Source organism: Halomonas aestuarii, from assembly GCF_001886615.1.
GTDB lineage: Bacteria > Pseudomonadota > Gammaproteobacteria > Pseudomonadales > Halomonadaceae > Halomonas > Halomonas aestuarii.
Genome location: NZ_CP018139.1, coordinates 951371 through 967516, shown reverse-complemented (window position 1 = coordinate 967516; position 16146 = coordinate 951371). Strand labels below are relative to the sequence as shown.

Genomic DNA, 16146 nt, shown 5'->3' with positions numbered 1-16146 from the left:
CCATGTACACCAAGATCCTGTTGCCGGTGGACCTCAATGAGGAGGCATCCTGGGAGAAGGCCCTGCCCACGGCGCTGGCACTGTGTCACAGCTTCGGTGCCTCGCTGCATGTGGTGACGGTCCTGCCCGACTACCGCATGCCCCTGGTGGGGTCCTACTTCCCCAAGGACTTCGCCGAGAAGGCCCATGAGGCGGTCTCCCAGGCCCAGCACGAGTTCATCCGTGAGCACGTGCCGGAGGACGTCACCGTCCAGAGCGTGATCGTCGATGGCTCGCCGTGGGAGGCGATCATCAAGGCGGCCAAGCAGCTGGAGGTGGACCTGATCGTCATGGCCTCCCATAACAAGCGCAAGTTTGCCGACTACGTGCTCGGGCCCAATGCCGAGCACGTCGTTCATCACTCGAAGATGTCGGTGATGATCGTGCGCTGAGCGCTTCACCCTCCACTGTAGAGCCCTGCGAACGCCTCTCCTCAAGGGAGGCGTTCGCGGTTCTGGGCGGAGCAAGACGCTCGACGTTGCGGTTCTTCGATCGCGTCGGCTTCCGGGGCCAGAACCCCCTGCCGTCAGGACACTCTGCGTTGAGTGCCGCCCGGTAACGTCCCCTGCGGGAACGGTGGCCGTCGTCTACATTAATCAGGAGTTAAGAGATGAGGGGGGCATCCGGGCCATGTGCCGGGATGCGACCCTGAACCGACCCGGCAGAACCGGGACACAAAAGGCGGCAAACAGGGGTGTGACCATGAATGCGGCAACACGAGAGCATGACAAGAATGCTGCGCCCAATGTCCGGATCACTATCCGGCCAGTGGGCATGGACAAGCCGCGAGCCTGGCTGGCGGCAGGGTTCGAGGATTTTCGCCAGGCCACGTCGGTCAGCCTGGCCTATGGCATGTTCTGGGTGGGGCTGAGCATCGCCATCACGGCCGGCGCCTTCACGCTGGGGCTATGGCACTGGCTGTTGCCACTGATTGCCGGGTTCATGTTCCTCGGCCCGCTGGTGGCGGTGGGCTCCTACGGGATCAGCAAGGCGATCGAGGCCGGGCGCGCGCCCAACCTGGGGGACGCCTTCGGCGCCTGGAAGGGCCATGCGGGCCAGCTGGCGATGATGGGCGTGATGATGATGATCTTCTTCCTCGCCTGGATACGCCTTGCCACGCTGCTGTTTGCGCTGTTCTTCGGCTTCGCGGCCCCCAGCCCCGAGACCCTCTACTCGACGCTGCTGACCACCGGCGACGGACTCACGATGCTGCTGGTCGGGACCGCGATCGGAGCCGTCCTGGCCTTCGGGGCCTTCACCATCAGCGTGGTGGCCATTCCCACCCTGATGGACCAGGAGCTCACCTTCATGGAGGGCATCGAGGCGAGCATCCGCTCGGTGGCCAAGAACTTCCGTCCGATGCTGCTGTGGGCGGCCATCCTGACCGGGTCCGTGCTGGTCGGGGTGATGACCTTCTACATCGGCCTGGCGCTGATCCTGCCGGTGCTGGGCCATGCCAGCTGGCATGCCTACGAGGATCTGGTTCGCATCGAGCCGGTGGAGGAACTCAAGAGCTGATCCCATGCCTTGATCGGCACCGGCTACTCAGGGGGCGCTCGGCGCCCCCTGTGCGTTGTGCCTGCCCCTCTCCTGACCTCGGGCGACGAGTCGCGTAGTCTGTGGTCAGCTTTCCCGTTCCCAGGACCCCTGCCGATGCCGACCGGTTTGCCCCATCGACTTCTTGCACCGCTGCTGTGGCTGCTGGTGTCGCTGCCCACCGCCCAGGGCGCGACGCTGCCGGAGCCCTCGGGGAGGGTGATCCTGACCCTCAGCGGGGACATCGCCCACGCCAACGTGGGGGACGAGGCCCGCTTCGATCGCGCCATGCTCGAGGCCATGCCGTCCAGGGTCATCGAGACCCATACCCCCTGGCATCGCGGTAAGGGACGCTTCGAGGGCCCCCTGGTGCGGGCCCTGCTCGCCACTGTCGGTGCCGCCGGGCAAAGCGTCCGCGTCAGGGCCCTCAACGACTATGAGGCGGAGGTGCCGGTGGCCGACTTCCATCGCCACGACGTGATCCTCGCCATGTCCCGCGATGGCAGGCCGCTGGGCATCCGCGAATTTGGCCCGCTGTTCGTACTCTATCCCTTCGACGCCCATCCCGAGCTGCTGAACGAGGTCGTGCGCTTCCGCTCGGTATGGCACGTCGAGCGGATCATCGTGCCCTGAGGCGGAGGCCGGCCGTGCTGCACTATCCCCTGCGTCTCAAGCTGGGCGCCATCGCCGCGCTGGTGTTCTTTGCTGCCGCGCTGGTGGTGGTCGGCCTGGTCGCCTGGCGCCAGGCCAGCCTGGCCGAGAGCGTGGGCGGCGATGCCGCCTGGCATGCCTACAAGCTCGATCGCGATACCGTGCAGCTGCGAAGCTTCCTGGGTCGTCCCGACCTCCCCGACGGGGCCCTGTCGACCCTGCGCGTTCGCTTCGATCTCCTCTACAGCCGGATGAACCTGCTCCAGGAGGGCGACATCACCCGCCTGCTGGAGGACATCGACCTCGCCGACCCCTTGCTGGCGCAGATCGATCTCCATCTCGAGGCCCTGGACGAGCGGATCCAGGGGCTCCAGCGGCTCGATGACGAGGCAAGGACCGCGCTGGCCTCGCGGCTGGGGCTCCTGGGGGGCGTGACCGAGCGGCTGCTCGTTGCTATCAATGGCCACCTGGCGGAAGTCACCATCCAGGAACGGGAAGAGTTGCAGATCCTGTATGGCGTGCTGCTGCTGTTGATCCTCTCCATGAGCCTGGCGGCGTCGCTGGTGGTCGCCTTCCTGTTCCGCGAGGCCCGCGACAACGCCGCCGCCCGGCGCGAACTGGAAACCCTGAGCCGGGAGCTGGAGGTCACCGCACGGCGGGCCGAGTCGTCGAGCCGGGCCAAGTCGGACTTCCTGGCCACCGTCAGCCACGAGATTCGCACGCCGCTCAACGGCGTGATCGGCATGAGCGACCTGCTGCAGGATCAGCCGCTGCCCAGCCGGGCGCGCCACTTTGCCGATACCCTCCATGAAAGTGCACGGCGGCTGCTGGACCTGATCAATGACATCCTTGACCTCTCCAAGATCGAGGCGCAGCGCCTCGAGCTGGAGGAGCACCCCTTCGACCTGGCCGAGCTGGTCGATGGCGCGGTCTCGCTGTTCGTGCCCCGGGCCCAGGCCCGGGGGCTGCGCCTGGAGAGCGAACTGGATCCGGGCCTGCCGGCCTGCCTGCGGGGGGATGCCGGCCGCCTGCGCCAGGTGCTGCTCAACCTGCTCTCCAACGCCATCAAGTTCACCGAGCAGGGCGAGGTCAGGCTGGGCGTGCGTCGCCACGGCGAGGGGCAGGTGCTGTTCGAGGTCATCGACTCGGGTATTGGCATCGCGCCCGATTGCCGGGCCCAGCTGTTCGAGCCTTTCCAGCAGGGCGACCCGTCCACGGCGCGACGCTTCGGTGGCACCGGGCTGGGGCTAGCCATCAGCAAGCGGCTCATCGAGGCCCAGGGCGGACGGCTCGACCTCGAGAGCGAGGAGGGCATCGGCAGCCGGTTCTGGTTCGTGCTGTCGCTGGCGACGGGGACCTGTGTCGAGGAGGCGGGCAACGAGACGCGGCAGCTCCCCGAGGGGCAACTGATCGATGCCCGGCTGCTGGTGGTCGAGGACGACGCGGTCAACCAGCAGGTCGCCCGGGCCATGCTCGAGCGACTCGGCTGCCGGGTCAGCGTCGCCGAGACCGCTGAGGAGGCGCTCCGTCTGACGGCCGCGGAGCGTTTCGACTTGATCTTCATGGATGTGCAGCTGCCCGGCATGGACGGTCTCGAGGCGACCCGGCGGCTGCGCGCCCGCGGCGACGGGGCCTCGGAGGTACCGGTCCTGGCCATGACCGCGGGGGGGGCGAGGGGGGACCAGGCACGCTGCCTCGCCGCCGGCATGAACGGCTATCTGACCAAGCCGCTCTTCCAGCAGGCCCTGGTGGCGGTGTTGCGCCGACACCTGCGCCGCGCGGGATCCGCTCCCCAGGCCGACCCGCCGCTCGATTCGACGACCCTGTCGGCCCTGGGGGATAGCCTGGGCCAACAGGGGCTGACAGCCCTGATCATCCTCTATCGTCGCCAGGCCGCGGACCACCTGGCGGGCCTCGAGCAGGCCGTGGCCGATGGGTTGGCGCACCAGGTCGAATATCTCGCCCATCGGCTAAAGGGGGAGTCCTCGAGCCTCGGCGCGGTGAAGGTGGCGGCCCTCGCGAGCCGACTGGAACAGCTGGGTCGCGAGGGCCGGCTGGACGAGGTCGCGGTCACCCTGGGGGCCCTGCATCGCTGCCTGGCTCATAGCCTGGTCTCGCTGGAGACCTGGTCGCCAGGGGCGCGAGGCCCCTCGGGGCGGGCGAGCAGGGGGTCCGATTCGGCGTGAGCCGGCGTGATCTCAGATCAGGGCCGCGGCCCGATAGGTCCGGTCCCGCATCTCCTCGAGGAGGCGGCACTCGTTGCGCTTGCTGGCCACGAACTGAGCCAGCACGGCGTCCAGGGTCGGCAGGTGGCAGTAGCGGGCCATCAGCTCGCTGAACTGTCTCGAATGCTGGGCGAAGGCGAGGGCGTAGCCCAGGGTCTCGCAGGCCATGGCGTCGTCGGTGATGAACAGGTGGAGGCGGCGCTCATCGGCGAGGGCGCGGCGCCGTGTGGACAGGGTCGGCAGGCAGTGGCGCAGCTGAAGCTGCTCGGCGAGGCTCTCCAGGGCACCGAGGCGTTGCTCGCACTCGATGCCGAGCGCGGCCATCAGGCGGCTGACGTGGGGGCGGGTGGGAAGGAAGCTGAGGGCCAGGCCGCGGTAGCGCTCCATCTCGCGAGACTCGTGGTCATGGGCGAGAGACAGCGGCTCATCCGCGGGGCCCGGGCGGGAATTCCCTCCGGGAAGGCAGGCAGGCATGGGCATCTCCTTGGTTATCATCCGGGCCTCTTCCGGGCACCGTCTGAATAAGGTAGCCGCATCAGTTCATGGCCACCTTTGATGCCGGTCAATTTCGTTCCCGGATCAGCAGAAAGTACCAGTCAGCATGACCGCCCTTCGGTCAGGTTTGTCCCGGCGCCAGGGCCGGCGTTGTCGCCTACCGTCCCGGGGCATACACTCCCGGGAAACGCGACAGTAGGCCGACATGCTCGATTCCTCCCCCGCCGCTCACGCCATGGCCGACACGGATGCGCCGCTGCGCACGGCCGTGAGCCGTCAGCGCGAGCCCGCGGCCGCGGCCCGGGAGCTGGCCGAGGCCCTTTGCCACCCCGAGCTCGGCTTCGTGCTGTTCTTCTGCAGTGCCGAGTATCCTCTGGCGGCGCTCTCCGATGCCCTGAACGGGGCCTTCGAGGGCGTCCCGGTGGCGGGCTGCACCACCGCCGGCGAGATCACCCCCGAGGGCTACGGGCGAGGCTGCATCGTCGCCATCGGCCTCGATCGGCGCCACTTCGCCGTCTCCTGTGCCCTGGTCGAGGACCTGGGCGGCTTCGACCTGATCCGCGCCCAGCGGATCGTCGACGGCCTGCTCGACGACTGTCGCGACCGGGCCCTGGCCCCGGTCGGGGAGCACAGCTTCGCCCTGACCCTGCTCGATGGCCTGTCGAGCTGCGAGGAACAGGTGCTGGCGACCCTGGATGCCGCCCTGGGACGCATCCCCAGCTTCGGAGGCTCCGCCGGCGACGACAACCGCCTGGCCCATACCCACGTGAATGCCGGAGGCCGTTTCCATGGACAGGCCGCGGTGGTGGTCATGGTCAATACCCGGCTGCCCTTCGAGGTCTTCACCACCCATCATCTGCGCCCGCGCGACGAGAAGCTCGTGGTCACCCGGGCCGACCGTGAGCGCCGTCGGGTCCTGGAGCTCAACGCCCTGCCGGCGGCAGAGGAGTATGCCCGGCTGGTGGGCCTGCCGGTGGAGGCCCTGGCCCCCGAGGTCTTCGCCCGTCACCCACTGGCGGTACGGCTGGGCGAGGCCCACTTCGTGCGGTCCATCCAGCGCGTCAACGACGACGGCAGCCTGAGCTTCTACTGTGCGGTGGAGAACGGCATCGTGCTGACCGCCATGCAGCCGGCGCCCATGATGGAGGACCTGGCGACGGTCCTCGCCGGGCTCAACGAGCGTCTCGGCGAGCCCGCCCTGATCATCGGCTGTGACTGCTTCCTGCGTCGGCTGGAGCTGGAGACGCTGGGACAGGTGCCCTCGGCCTCTCGCCTGCTGGCCCGCTCGCGGGTGATCGGTTTCAATACCTACGGGGAGCAGCATCATGGCACGCACATCAACCAGACCTTCACCGGGGTCGCCATCGGCTCTCGCCCGACCGTGGGCCCGGCCCGATGACGCCATGCCCCGGCCTCGACACCCCGCACGGATTGCAGGAGAGACCTGATCCATGACGAAGCCGGGCAAGCGGCGCCTTCTCATCCTGGCCGCACTGGCCCTCGTGGTCGGCATCGGCCTGGCGGTGGCCTGGCAGGCCAGTCGCGAACAGGCGCCATCCGACCGACTGACCCTCTTCGGCAACATCGACCTGCGCCAGGTCCAGCTCGCCTTCGACCAGAGCGCGCGCATCGAGCGCATCCTGGTGCAGGCCGGCGACCGGGTCGAGCAGGGCGAGCTGCTCGCCACCCTGGACGACCGCCGCTTCCAGGCCAACCTCGCCGCCGGCCGCGCCGAGCTCGACGCCCGCCAGGCGGCGCTGGATCGGCTGCTCGCGGGCTCGCGTCCCGAGGAGATCGAGCGCCTGCGCGCGGTGGTGGAGGCCGACGAGGCCGACCTCACCGCCGCCCGCCTGACCTATCAGCGCACCGCGCGACTGGCCCGTCAGGACATGGCCTCCCGTCAGAGCGCCGACCAGGCACGGGCCACCCGCGACGCCGCCCTGGGGCGGCTGCACGCCGACCAGCAGGCCCTGGCGCTGGCCATCGCCGGGCCGCGCCAGGAGGACATCGCCGAGGCGCGCGCCGGGGTCGCCGCCGCCCAGTCGCGTCTGCAACTGGCCGAGATCGCCGTCGCCGATACCGAACTCGAGGCCCCCGCCGACGGCATCGTCCGCAACCGCATCCTCGAGCCGGGCGACATAGCGTCGCCCGGCCAGCCGGTCTTCAGCCTCGCGCCCGTCGAACCGATCTGGGCGCGGGTCTACGTCGACGGCCAGGACCTCGGCCACGTCCGCCCCGGCCTGCCGGCCACCATCGTCAGCGACAGCTTCCCCGACCAGCCGGTCGATGGCTGGATCGGCTACATCTCCCCGACGGCGGAATTCACGCCGAAGTCGGTGGAGACCACGCGGGTGCGCTCCGAACTGGTCTACCAGGTGCACGTCCACGCCTGCAATCCGCAGGGCCGGCTGCGCCTCGGCATGCCGGTGACCGTGCATGTGCCGCTGGCGGCGGAGCCGGTCGACCAGGGCGCCGATCCGTGCCCGTGAGCCATGCCGGGGACGCGCCACCTCCCGCAGCGTCGCGTGCCTCCGCAGCGCGCGACGCCCTGGTCGTCGAGGGTCTCTGCAAGACCTTCCGCAGCGGCCCCCGCGAGATCCGCGCCGTCGACGGCGCCGCATTTCGCCTCCGCACGGGGCAGGTCACCGGCCTGATCGGCCCCGACGGTGCCGGCAAGACCACCCTGATGCGCCTGATCGCCGGCCTGCTGGTGCCGGACCGGGGCAGCCTCTCGGTGCTCGACATCGACGTCGTGGCCGACCCGCTCAGTGTGCAGGCCAGCATCGGCTACATGCCCCAGCGCTTCGGCCTCTACGAGGACCTCTCCGTGCAGGAGAACCTCGACCTGTACGCCGACCTTCAGGGGCTCGCCGCCGCCGAACGACCGGGGCGCTACCGTGAGCTCCTCGCGATGACCGGTCTCGAGCCCTTCACGGAGCGGCTCGCCGGTCGCCTCTCCGGCGGCATGAAGCAGAAGCTCGGCCTGGCGTGCACCCTGGTCCGTCCGCCCCGCTTGCTGCTGCTTGACGAGCCGACCGTCGGAGTCGACCCGATCTCGCGCCGTGAGCTGTGGCGCATCGTCTACCGGCTGGTCGAGGAGGAGGGCATGAGCGTGCTGCTCTCGACGGCCTACCTCGACGAGGCCGAACGCTGCGCCGAGGTGGTGCTGATGCATGAGGGCCGGGTGCTCGGGCAGCAGGCGCCGGAGCGCTTCGGGGCCGACCTGAGCGGACGGGTCTGGTACGCGCAGAGCCAGCAGCGCCTGCGGCGTCACCTGCAGGTCGACATCGCGGCCATGCCTGGTGTCCTCGATGCGGTGATCGACGGCGACGGCGTGCGGACCCTCCTCGAGGCGTCCGGGCAGCCGCCGACTCTGCCGGCCGTCGACTGGCAGCCGGTCGACCACCGCTTCGAGGACGCCTTCGTCGCCCGGCTGCGGGCATCGGGAAGGGGCAAGCCCGAGGCGTCCCACGCGGGCGGTTCCTGCCGCCCGGCGGCGTCCGATGGGAACGGGCAGTCTCCGCCCGGCGACGACACCCCGATGATCGAGGTCAGCGACCTTACCCGGCGCTTCGGCGACTTCGTGGCGGTCCGGGGTATCGCCTTTGCGGTCCGCCGCGGCGAGATCTTCGGGCTACTGGGGGCCAATGGCGCCGGCAAGTCGACCACCTTTCGCATGCTCAGCGGGCTCCTGCCCGCCAGCGAGGGCCGGCTGTCGGTCGCCGGGGTCAACCTGCGCCAGGCCGCCGCACGGGCCCGGGCCCGGCTCGGGTACATGTCCCAGACCTTTGCGCTCTACGGCGTGCTGACCGTGCAGCAGAACCTGCGCTTCTTCGCCCGCAGCTACGGCCTGCGCGGGGCCCGCCTGCGCGAGCGCCTGGACTGGGCGGTCGACGAGTTCGACCTGGGCCCCCTTGCCGACGAGGAGGCGGACAACCTGCCGCTGGGCTACAAGCAGCGCCTGGCGATGGCCTGCGCCCTGATGCACGAGCCGGACATCCTGTTTCTCGACGAGCCTACCTCCGGCGTCGACCCGCTGGAGCGACGCGCCTTCTGGAACCGCATCAGCGCGCTGGCCGACGCTGGCGTGACCATCATGGTCACCACGCATTTCATGGACGAGGCCGAGTATTGCGACCGGCTGGTGATCATGTCGCGGGGCAGCATCCTCACCGAGGGCTCGCCGCAGGCCATCCGGCGGGACGCGCGCCGGGAGGATCGCCCCCACCCGTCCATGGAGGACGCCTTCGTGGCGCTGATCGAGCAGACCGAGGGGACCGCCCGCGATGCGACCTGATCCGGCACGGCCCCGACAGGATGCCCCCCGCGGTGGCAGCGCACAGCGGCTGCGCGGCCTGCTGCGCAAGGAGTTCCTGCAGATCCTGCGCGACCCCTCGAGCATCGCCATCGCCTTCGTGATGCCGGTGGTGCTGCTGCTGCTGTTCGGCTATGGGGTCTCCCTGGATGCGAAGCACGTGCCGGTCGCCTTCGTGGCCGACGCTCCCTGCCCCCAGTGCGAGAGCCTGGTGGGGGCCTTCCGCCATTCCACCTACTTCAGCCCCGTGGTGCTGCCCGACATGCCCTCGGCCGAGGCGGCGCTGCGCGCCGGGGAGGTCGACGCCATCCTTCACCTGCAGGCGGATTTCGGCACGCGGCTGCTCGACGGCACCCAGGCCCCGGTCCAGCTGATCGTCAACGGCGTGGACGCCAACCACGCCCGGCTGATCCAGGGCTACGTCGCGGCCACCTGGCAGGAGTGGCAGGCCAGCCTGGCCCGGGACCGCGGGCTGACGCTGCCCGTGCCGGTGGTGCTCGAGGGGCGCGTCTGGTTCAACCCCGAGCTGCGCAGCCGCGACTACCTGGTGCCCGGCCTGATCGCGGTGATCATGACCCTGATCGGGGCGCTGCTCACCGCGCTGGTGATGGCTCGGGAGTGGGAGCGCGGCACGCTGGAGGCGCTGATGGTCACCCCCATCACCCTGCGCGAGATCCTGCTCGGCAAGCTGATTCCCTACTTCGTGCTCGGCATGGGCGGCATGGCGCTGTCGGTGGGCATGGCGCTATTCCTGTTCGAGGTGCCGTTGCGCGGCAGCCTGCTGGTCCTGGTCGGCGTCTCCGCGCTGTTCCTGCTGGCGGCCCTGGGCATGGGCCTGCTGATCTCGATCGTGGCGCGAAACCAGTTCGTCGCCGGCATCCTCGCGATCATCACCACCTTCCTGCCGGCCTTCATCCTCTCAGGTTTCATCTTCGACATCGGCAGCATGCCCGGCTGGCTGCAGGTGCTGACCCACGTGATCGCCGCCCGCTATTTCGTCGTGCTGCTGCACACGCTCTTCCTCGCCGGCAACGTCTGGTCGATCATCCTTCCCAACGCCCTGGCGCTGGCAGCGATGGCGGTCTTCTTCATCGGCGTCAGCCGCCGACGCCTGCACAAGCGGCTGGAGTGACCCATGTGGCAGCGCATCCATGCCCTGATGATCAAGGAATTCCTCGCCCTGCTGCACGACCCGCGGGCGCGCGTGGTGATCGTCGTACCGCCGATCATCCAGCTGATCGTGTTCAGCTTCGCCGCCACCTTCGACCTCAACCACGTGCCAATGGCGGTCTACGACCGCGATGGCGGTCCGGAGGCGCGGGCCCTGGTGGCGCGCTTCACCGGCTCCGAGCATTTCGAGCTGGTCGCCCGGGTCCACCGCCAGGAGGAGATCGCCCGGCTGATCGACGACCGCGAGGCGCTGATGGTGCTGTCGATCGGGCCGCGCTTCTCCCATGACCTGCGCTCGGCCGACGGGGCCGGGGTGCAGCTGATCCTCGACGGACGGAACTCCAACACCGCCGCCATTGCGCTTGGCTACGCGCGCAGCATCGTCGGCGGGTTCGGCGAGGACTGGCTGGAGGCGCACGGCGGACCAACGCCCCCGTCGGTCCTGGTCACCCGGGCCTGGTTCAACCCGAACCTGGTCAGTCGCTGGTTCATCGTGCCGGGCATCGTCGGGCTGCTGGTGCTGGTGGTGGTGATGGTGGTCACCTCCATGTCCGTGGCCCGCGAGCGCGAGCAGGGCACCTTCGACCAGCTGCTGGTCACCCCGATGCACCCCATGGAGATCCTGGTCGGCAAGGCCATGCCGGGGCTTGTCATCGGCCTGCTGGAGGCCACGGCGATCATCGCCGTGGCCGTGTGGGGGTTCGACATCCCGCTGAGGGGGCACCTGGCCACTCTCTACGTCGGTCTCGGCCTGTTCCTGCTCTCCGCGGTCGGCGTGGGGCTGATGATCTCGGCCCTGTCGGCGACGCTGCAGCAGGCCGTGCTGGGGTCCTTCCTGTTCCTGGTGCCGGCGGTGATCCTGTCGGGGTTCGCCACGCCGATCGCCAACATGCCGCCGCTGGTGCAGGACCTTACCCTGATCAATCCGATGCGCTACTTTATGGTGGTGCTGCGGGGGGTCTTTCTCGAGGGCACGCCGTTCCACCTGCTGATCGACCAGTTCTGGCCCATGGCGGTCATCGGCGTGGCGACGCTGGCCTTAGCCGGCTGGCTGTTCCGCCACCGCATGTACTGAGCCTGCGCCACCCCGTCGACGGTTCGCCTCCCGCGGCGGCCCGCCGGCGGGAGATCGGCGTCAACCCCTGGGAGCAGCCTCATGGCGCGCACATCGACCGGATCGTCACCGGGGTCGCCGCTGGATCTCGCCCGGTCTCGGGCGATCCCCGAGGACGCCTCGGCCCGCGAGCGGGAGCTGCTGGAGGAGAACGCTCGCCTGCGGCGGATCACCACGGCGCTGATGGAGCGGGTGGAGTCCGCGGGCGTGGCGGGCGGGGCCCCCTATGCCGCCTTCGAGCATGCCGTGCTGCTCGCCGAACAGGTGCGCGAGCGCACCGAGACCCTGCAGCAGACCCTGGCCGAGCTGCATGTCGCCAAGGCCGAGGCCGAGGCGGCCAACCTCTCCAAGACCCGCTTCCTGGCCGCGGTGAGCCACGACCTGATGCAGCCGCTGAATGCCGCCCGACTCTTCACCAGCGCCCTGGAGGATCACGACCTTCCCGAGCCCTCGAGCCGGCTGGTGGGCCACGTCGGGCGTTCCCTCAAGGACGTGGAGGCGCTGCTCGGCACCCTGGTGGACATCTCGCGGCTCGATGCCGGCGTGCTGGCGCCGGACATCGCCCCGTTCCCCGTCGCCCGGCTGCTCGACGTGCTGGCCGAGGAGTACCGCCAGATGGCCGCGGCGCGGGGGCTCGACTTCCACTACGTCAGAAGTGGGGCGGTGGTCGCCTCGGACCTGGCGCTGCTCGCCCGGGTGGTGCGCAACTTCCTGACCAACGCCATCCGCTACACCGAGCGTGGCAGCATCCTGCTGGGCTGCCGGCGTCACCCCGACGGGCTCGAGATCCTGGTGGGCGACAGCGGGCCCGGCATTCCCGAGGCGCAGCGCGAGGCGATCTTCCAGGAGTTCCAGCGCCTGGGCGTCAGCCGCGACGCCGAGGATCGCGGCCTGGGGCTGGGACTGGCCATCGTCGATCGCATCGCGGGCATGCTCGAGCATCCCCTGCGGCTGGCCTCCGTGCCGGGTCGCGGCTCGCTCTTCTCGGTGCGGGTGCCCTACGGTCGGCCTCCGGCGTCGCCGCGCTCTTCCCCGGCCGCGGCGCCGTCCTGGCAGGGAGACGCCCTGGCGGGCATGCGGGTCTGGGTCGTCGACAACGATCCCGGGATCTGCGAGGGCATGGCGGCGCTGCTCGCGGGGTGGGGCTGCCGGGTGCGGACCGCGACATCCCCGGGCGCCCTGGAAGCCGAGGCGGACGGCGAGACCGCGGATGTGCTGCTGGTCGACTACCACCTGGGCGACGAGGCCCCCGACGGCCTGGCGGTGGCGGCGCGGCTTCGCGAGCGCCAGCCCGGACTGGCGGTGGTGGTGATCACCGCCAATCACGATGCGGCGATCAAGAGCCTGACACGCCAGCAGGGCTACGGCTGCCTGCTCAAGCCCCTCAAGCCGCTGCGGCTGCGCATGCAGCTCATCGCCCTGCAGGAGGGCGGCTCAGCGTGAGGCGGCGTGCCGGTCGGCCAGCAGGGCATCGAGGTCGACCGCGCCGGCGGCGAGGATCGCCTGGACGCGTCCCGGTACGCCGAGCTTGTGCAGGATTGCCGAGACATGGGTCTTCACCGTGGTCTCGGCGATGCCGAGCTCCCGGGCGATCACCTTGTTGGAGGCGCCGCGGGTCAGGCGGATCAGTACCTCGAGCTGCTTGTCGGTCAGCTCCGACAGGCGCTCCCGGTCGGCCTCGTCGGCGGAGGGGGGCCGGTGAGCCGGGGCCGGCGGACGACGCATGATGTCCGGGGGCAGGTAGAGCTGCCCCTCCAAAAGCCGGGCCAGCGCCGTGAGCAGGTCCCGGCGGGGCGTCGACTTGGGGATGTAGCCCACCGCGCCGAGGTCGATGGCCTCGAGGATGGTGCGTCGCTCCTGGTCCGCGGAGAGTATCGCCACCGGCAGGGCGGGATGGGCCTCGCGCAGGGCGCGGAGTCCCTCCAGCCCGCTCGCATCGGGCAGGCCGAGGTCGAGCAGCACCAGGTCGAGCGCCTCGCAGTCCGCGGCGTGGCCCAGGGCCTCGGCCAGGCTCTCCGCCTCCAGCAGGCGGCTGTCGGGGAGGCCCGCCTCGATCACCGTCGCGATGGCCTCGCGGAACAGCGGATGGTCGTCGGCGACCATCAGGGTGTGCATGGCATTCCTCCTGGCATCGTCTCGCCTCCTACCGAAGGAGGAGGCCGTCTCCTGCCACCGGAGTATGTCGCAGAAGGCCTGACTCACCAAGACTGGGGGGTGCATCTCCACAACGACAACATTCAGGAGTCACGCCATGATCTATTCCAACCCTGGACAGGCCGGTTCGGTCGTCAGCTTCGAGCCGCGCTACGGCAACTACATCGGCGGCAAGTTCGTCCCCCCGGTGAAGGGCCAGTACTTCGACAACGTCAGCCCGGTCAACGGCGAGGTGTTCTGCGAGATCCCCCGCTCCACCGCCGAGGACATCGACCTCGCCCTGGACGCCGCCCATGAGGCGGCCCCGGCCTGGGGAAAGACCTCCGCCGCAGAGCGCTCCAACCTCCTGCTCAAGATCGCCGACCGCATGGAGCAGAACCTCGAGATGCTCGCCGTGGCCGATACCTGGGACAACGGCAAGGCGGTGCGCGAGACCCTGAACGCCGACCTGCCGCTGGCCATCGACCACTTCCGCTACTTCGCCGGCTGCATCCGCGCCCAGGAAGGCACCGCCGCGGACATCGACGCCAACACCGTGGCCTACCACTTCCACGAGCCGCTGGGGGTGGTGGGGCAGATCATCCCCTGGAACTTCCCGCTGCTGATGGCCGTCTGGAAGCTGGCGCCGGCGCTGGCGGCGGGCAACTGCATCGTGCTCAAGCCCGCCGAGCAGACCCCGGCCTCCATCCTCAAGCTGATGGAGCTGGTAGGGGACCTGCTGCCGCCCGGCGTGCTCAACGTCGTCAACGGCTACGGCGCCGAGGCCGGCCAGGCGCTGGCCACCAGCAAGCGCATCGCCAAGATCGCCTTCACCGGCTCCACCCCGGTGGGCGCGCATATCCTCAAGTGCGCCGCCGACAACATCATCCCCTCCACCGTGGAACTGGGCGGCAAGTCGCCGAACATATACTTCGCCGACATCATGAACGCCGAGCCGGCCTTCATCGACAAGGCCGTGGAAGGCCTGGTGCTGGCCTTCTTCAACCAGGGCGAGGTGTGCACCTGCCCGTCCCGCGCCCTGATCCAGGAGAGCATGTACGAGGACTTCATGGCCCGGGTCATGGAGCGCACCCTGTCGATCAAGCGCGGCAACCCGCTGGATACCGACGTCCAGGTCGGGGCCCAGGCCTCCCAGGAGCAGTTCGACAAGATCATGTCCTACATGGACATCGCCCGCGAGGAGGGCGCCGAGTTCCTGACCGGCGGCCAGCGTGAGACCCTGGACCCGGCCATCAACAACGGCTTCTACATCCAGCCGACCCTGCTCAAGGGCAACAACAGCATGCGCGTCTTCCAGGAGGAGATCTTCGGTCCGGTGGTGGCGGTGACCACCTTCAAGGACGAGGAGGAGGCCCTGGCCATCGCCAATGACACCGAGTTCGGCCTCGGCGCCGGCGTCTGGAGCCGCGACATGAACGTCGCCTTCCGCATGGGCCGCGGCATCCAGGCCGGGCGCGTCTGGACCAACTGCTACCACCAGTACCCGGCCCATGCCGCCTTCGGCGGCTACAAGAAGTCCGGCGTCGGTCGCGAGACCCACAAGGTGGCCCTTGAGCATTACCAGCAGACCAAGAACCTGCTGGTGAGCTACGACATCAACCCGCTGGGCTTCTTCTGACCGGCTTGTTCCGACCGGCTCGTGATGACCGAGCCGGCCCTAAGACGCCTCGGCGAGCACCGAGCAGGCAAGTTGGGCGCGACGCGAGTCGCGCCTTTTTTTGGTCGGTGCTACAAGCCCCGTCCGCTTTGCGTCATCATCGGTCGCCCACTCCCTGCGCAGATGCCTCGTCGATGACCGACCTCGAAGCCCCCGACCTCCACCAGGCGCGACTGCAGCGTGCGGCCTCGCTGATCCGGCGCAGCGGGGCGCGGCGGGTCCTCGACCTCGGCTGTGGCTCCGGGGGACTGCTGCAGTACCTGCTGCGGGATGGGCAGTTCGAACGGGTGGTGGGCCTGGAGCTTTCCGGCGAGCTGCTCGCCCAGGCCAAGCTGAGACTGGAGCACCTGCCCGCCGCGCGGGCGGGGCGCCTCGAGCTGATCTGTGGCTCCTACGCCGATGCGCACCCGGCGCTGGCGGGCTTCGATGCCGCGGCCATGGTGGAGACCATCGAGCATGTGCCCCCCGAGGCGCTCTCCCGGGTGGAACGCGCGGTCTTCGCCGGGCTGCGGCCGCAGCTGCTGGTGATGACCACCCCCAACGCCGAGTACAACCCCCTCTACGGCCTGGCGCGCGGCGAGTTCCGGGATCCCGACCACAAGTTCGAGTGGGACCGGGCGCGCTTCCGCGACTGGGGGCAGGGGGTCGGCCGGCGCAACGGCTACCGGGTGCGCTTCTCGGGGATCGGCGAGATGGATGACCACCTCGGCCAGCCGACCCAGGTGGCGCTGTTCACCCGCCACCCCGCGCCGGGGTCGAGCTGATCCGGCCGTTCCAGTCTCCCGAAGCG

Annotated in this window: 14 protein-coding genes; 12 read left to right on the top strand and 2 right to left on the bottom strand. The window is 69.7% G+C overall.

Annotation, left to right across the window (positions count from 1 at the left end; translation table 11 throughout):
* Positions 1-2 precede the first annotated feature (2 nt).
* The 4 genes from BOX17_RS04335 (at position 3) to BOX17_RS04320 (ending at position 4412) form a co-directional block, all read left to right on the top strand.
* Positions 3-431: a universal stress protein gene (locus tag BOX17_RS04335; protein ID WP_071942222.1), complete on the top strand. Its 429-nt coding sequence runs from the start codon at positions 3-5 to the stop codon at positions 429-431.
* 310 nt (positions 432-741) lie between these two features.
* Entirely contained in the window at positions 742-1557 is an 816-nt protein-coding gene (locus tag BOX17_RS04330) for a DUF2189 domain-containing protein (protein WP_071942221.1), read from the top strand.
* Positions 1558-1692: 135 nt separating this feature from the next.
* A complete protein-coding gene (locus tag BOX17_RS04325; protein ID WP_071942220.1) occupies positions 1693-2208 on the top strand; it encodes a putative pterin-binding protein in 516 nt (171 codons plus the stop codon).
* 14 nt (positions 2209-2222) lie between these two features.
* Positions 2223-4412, top strand: coding sequence for an ATP-binding protein (locus tag BOX17_RS04320; protein ID WP_083582069.1), 2190 nt, complete (start codon positions 2223-2225; stop codon positions 4410-4412).
* A 12-nt stretch (positions 4413-4424) separates the two neighbouring features.
* On the opposite strand, the gene BOX17_RS04315 is transcribed toward BOX17_RS04320, so the two are convergent.
* Positions 4425-4925: a hypothetical protein gene (locus tag BOX17_RS04315; RefSeq protein ID WP_125925527.1), complete on the bottom strand. Its 501-nt coding sequence runs from the start codon at positions 4923-4925 to the stop codon at positions 4425-4427.
* Between the two features lie 226 nt (positions 4926-5151).
* On the opposite strand from BOX17_RS04315, the gene nosP reads away from it, so the two are divergent.
* The 6 genes from nosP to BOX17_RS04285 all read left to right on the top strand — a co-directional run bounded on the left by nosP (position 5152) and on the right by BOX17_RS04285 (position 12988).
* Positions 5152-6345, top strand: a complete 1194-nt coding sequence (gene nosP / locus BOX17_RS04310) for a nitric oxide-sensing protein NosP (protein WP_208858093.1) — start codon at positions 5152-5154, stop codon at positions 6343-6345.
* Between the two features lie 52 nt (positions 6346-6397).
* Positions 6398-7435: an HlyD family secretion protein gene (locus BOX17_RS04305; RefSeq protein ID WP_071942217.1), complete on the top strand. Its 1038-nt coding sequence runs from the start codon at positions 6398-6400 to the stop codon at positions 7433-7435.
* Positions 7426-9243, top strand: coding sequence for an ATP-binding cassette domain-containing protein (locus BOX17_RS04300; protein WP_244272227.1), 1818 nt, complete (start codon positions 7426-7428; stop codon positions 9241-9243). The genes BOX17_RS04305 and BOX17_RS04300 overlap by 10 nt, the downstream gene beginning before the upstream one ends.
* Positions 9233-10393: an ABC transporter permease gene (locus BOX17_RS04295; RefSeq protein WP_071942216.1), complete on the top strand. Its 1161-nt coding sequence runs from the start codon at positions 9233-9235 to the stop codon at positions 10391-10393. The genes BOX17_RS04300 and BOX17_RS04295 overlap by 11 nt, the downstream gene beginning before the upstream one ends.
* A gap of 3 nt (positions 10394-10396) precedes the next feature.
* On the top strand, positions 10397-11506 hold the full coding sequence (locus tag BOX17_RS04290) for an ABC transporter permease (RefSeq protein ID WP_071942215.1): 1110 nt from the start codon (positions 10397-10399) through the stop codon (positions 11504-11506).
* An 81-nt stretch (positions 11507-11587) separates the two neighbouring features.
* Positions 11588-12988, top strand: coding sequence for an ATP-binding response regulator (locus BOX17_RS04285; protein WP_083582068.1), 1401 nt, complete (start codon positions 11588-11590; stop codon positions 12986-12988).
* Here BOX17_RS04285 and BOX17_RS04280 read toward each other — a convergent pair.
* Positions 12980-13660, bottom strand: a complete 681-nt coding sequence (locus tag BOX17_RS04280) for a response regulator (RefSeq protein WP_071942214.1) — start codon at positions 13658-13660, stop codon at positions 12980-12982. The two genes, BOX17_RS04285 and BOX17_RS04280, sit on opposite strands and share 9 nt — an antisense overlap.
* A 136-nt stretch (positions 13661-13796) precedes the next feature.
* Between BOX17_RS04280 and exaC the strand changes: the two genes are divergently transcribed.
* Positions 13797-15317, top strand: coding sequence for an acetaldehyde dehydrogenase ExaC (exaC, locus tag BOX17_RS04275; RefSeq protein WP_071942213.1), 1521 nt, complete (start codon positions 13797-13799; stop codon positions 15315-15317).
* A 173-nt stretch (positions 15318-15490) separates the two neighbouring features.
* The gene (locus BOX17_RS04270; RefSeq protein ID WP_071942212.1) at positions 15491-16120 is read left to right on the top strand and encodes a methyltransferase domain-containing protein; all 630 of its coding nucleotides are present in this window, start codon (positions 15491-15493) and stop codon (positions 16118-16120) included.
* Positions 16121-16146: the final 26 nt, after the last annotated feature.

Bases quoted from the DNA above. Each gene is read 5' to 3' on its own strand.
- BOX17_RS04335 (WP_071942222.1), top strand. From the start codon at position 3: ATGTACACCAAGATCCTGTTGCCGGTGGACCTCAATGAGGAGGCATCC.
- BOX17_RS04330 (WP_071942221.1), top strand. From the start codon at position 742: ATGAATGCGGCAACACGAGAGCATGACAAGAATGCTGCGCCCAATGTC.
- BOX17_RS04325 (WP_071942220.1), top strand. From the start codon at position 1,693: ATGCCGACCGGTTTGCCCCATCGACTTCTTGCACCGCTGCTGTGGCTG.
- BOX17_RS04315 (WP_125925527.1), bottom strand. From the start codon at position 4,925: ATGCCTGCCTGCCTTCCCGGAGGGAATTCCCGCCCGGGCCCCGCGGAT.
- nosP (WP_208858093.1), top strand. From the start codon at position 5,152: ATGCTCGATTCCTCCCCCGCCGCTCACGCCATGGCCGACACGGATGCG.
- BOX17_RS04305 (WP_071942217.1), top strand. From the start codon at position 6,398: ATGACGAAGCCGGGCAAGCGGCGCCTTCTCATCCTGGCCGCACTGGCC.
- BOX17_RS04295 (WP_071942216.1), top strand. From the start codon at position 9,233: ATGCGACCTGATCCGGCACGGCCCCGACAGGATGCCCCCCGCGGTGGC.
- BOX17_RS04290 (WP_071942215.1), top strand. From the start codon at position 10,397: ATGTGGCAGCGCATCCATGCCCTGATGATCAAGGAATTCCTCGCCCTG.
- BOX17_RS04285 (WP_083582068.1), top strand. From the start codon at position 11,588: ATGGCGCGCACATCGACCGGATCGTCACCGGGGTCGCCGCTGGATCTC.
- BOX17_RS04280 (WP_071942214.1), bottom strand. From the start codon at position 13,660: ATGCACACCCTGATGGTCGCCGACGACCATCCGCTGTTCCGCGAGGCC.
- exaC (WP_071942213.1), top strand. From the start codon at position 13,797: ATGATCTATTCCAACCCTGGACAGGCCGGTTCGGTCGTCAGCTTCGAG.
- BOX17_RS04270 (WP_071942212.1), top strand. From the start codon at position 15,491: ATGACCGACCTCGAAGCCCCCGACCTCCACCAGGCGCGACTGCAGCGT.